Consider the following 2,052-nt stretch of genomic DNA (forward strand, 5'->3'; position numbering starts at 1 on the left):
CAACTTAAATTTATTCAATTATTTATAATACTCCATAAATCGCATAATAATTGTAGCACATTCCGCTCTCGTTGCACTTCCTTGTGGATCTAATCTTGTCTCATTATCTTTTCCTGTAATGATTCCTGTTCCTACTGCCCATGACATGGCATCCTTGGCAAAGTCATTTACATAAACTGCATCATTGAATTTGCTAAAGTCTGCACTTGCACTTGTATCATATCCTTTATATTGTGCATAACGATACATCATGACAGCCATTTGTTCTCGGTTGATTTGATCTCCTGTTCCAAAGAGTCCGGTATTACTATATCCTGTAACAACCCCTATTTCATTTGCCCATAATATTGCATCTGTATACCATTGTTCATTTGCTACATCTGGGAATTTGTTTGTATACTCGATACTTGGTTCATCATTCATTCGATGTAGGATAACCGCAAACTGGGCTCTGGCTAGATTTTCATATGGTCCAAAGGTTGTTTCGTTTAGTCCTGTCATCAAACCATTGTCATATACGTATTTTACGGATTCGTAGAACCAGTCTGTATCGTTTATATCAGTAAAATACGTGTTTTCATCATTTTTATAGACAACATTTACATTAACCACCATATTACTGTCATTGTCAGATAATTCATTTTCTACTGTTTTACATGTATATTTAATTTTTTGGACTTTATTATTTGGAAGAATTAATCGCCCTGTTTCTAAATCAAAATTATAATTTTCGTCAAACGTCAATCGATTCCAAAACCTTTTTGGAACATATTCCGAAACAGGTATTACCCATTCACCTTCAACTAATTTAGCTTCCATATTAATCAACTGATCGCTCAATGACAACAAATATATATCTTTTTGATTTGTCAAATCTAAAAATGCAAGATTATTGTCTTGACAAAAGAATTGCGTTACATTTTGATTAAACTCCAAATTTAAAGAAGTTAAGTTATTGTCGCCAACAAATAGTTGTTGTAAATTTTTATTGTTTGAAAAATCTAAATTAGAAACTTGATTAGAAGTTAAATATAAAATAATCAGCTTCGGACAGTTTATTAATTCTAAAGATGAAATATTATTATTATCTAGATATAACTCCTCAATGTCTTGATTGTTGTTGAGTTCTAAATGACTTAATTCATTATTCCTCAAATTTAGATAACGTAATTTGTAACATGTACTTAAATCAATATTATCGATTAAATTTTCTTCACCTTGAATATTTTCAAGACTATTACAACCATTCAAATTTAAAGATTTTATTATATTTTCTTTAGCAAAAAGCTCTTTAAGTTTACTTTGATTATTCAAGTTAAGTATTTCTAAATTATTCATAGAGCATTCTAAAAATTCTAATTCAGTATTATTAGACAAATCTAAACTGTTTAATTGATTTACTGAACAATCTAGGTATTTTAAATTCTTATTATTTTGTAAATCTAAATTAGTAATATTATTTACACTACATATCAATTTTTCTAAATTAGGAAAGGATTCTATACCTTTTAAAGACTTTATTCCTAGTAAACTGACAGAAATTTCATTAATAGAATTTGTATAAATTCTATTGTCTCCATCTGTATCAAATTCGTTTCGTAAATAATCTCTGAACACTGAGTCCGGAAAAATATTTTCATCAATTGAAATATATGAGTCTAATTGTGATGTTAAATCCGTTTCTTCTGTTTGCACTTGCTTTTCTAAACCATTAGGTTCTTTTATATTAGGTGATATTTCTGCAGCTTTTATTTCAATACTGTTAAATACTAAAAAGCTCAACACTATAATCATAGTTTTAATTTTCATGATTTTATACCTCTCTATTTAGTTACATACCATTTAATTTGCCTTTATATTATCATTGCTATAGCATTTTTTCAATCAAGTATCATATGTATATACTTGCCTTTCAATATTGATATTAAAGTATTGATAAATATAACTAAAAACAGGAACTGTTTTCGTAACAATCCCTGTTATTCTTTCTAAAATTATATAAAACAATTAATTATTTTCAACAAATCGCATGATGATCGTCGCACATTCAGC

The 2,052-nt window shown here is 28.1% G+C and carries 1 protein-coding gene; it reads right to left on the reverse strand.

Going from position 1 to position 2,052, the window contains the following annotated elements; genetic code table 11:
- Positions 1-18 precede the first annotated feature (18 nt).
- Positions 19-1,809: an S-layer homology domain-containing protein gene (locus tag HMPREF0367_RS09915; protein WP_051335095.1), complete on the reverse strand. Its 1,791-nt coding sequence runs from the start codon at positions 1,807-1,809 to the stop codon at positions 19-21.
- Positions 1,810-2,052: the final 243 nt, after the last annotated feature.

The sequence above is a fragment of the Faecalitalea cylindroides ATCC 27803 genome (genome assembly GCF_000469305.1).
In the GTDB taxonomy this organism is placed as follows: Bacteria; Bacillota_I; Bacilli_A; order Erysipelotrichales; family Erysipelotrichaceae; genus Faecalitalea; species Faecalitalea cylindroides.

What these genes read in the sequence shown, in the direction of transcription:
- HMPREF0367_RS09915 (WP_051335095.1), bottom strand. Translation starts at nt 1,809, where the DNA reads ATGAAAATTAAAACTATGATTATAGTGTTGAGCTTTTTAGTATTTAAC.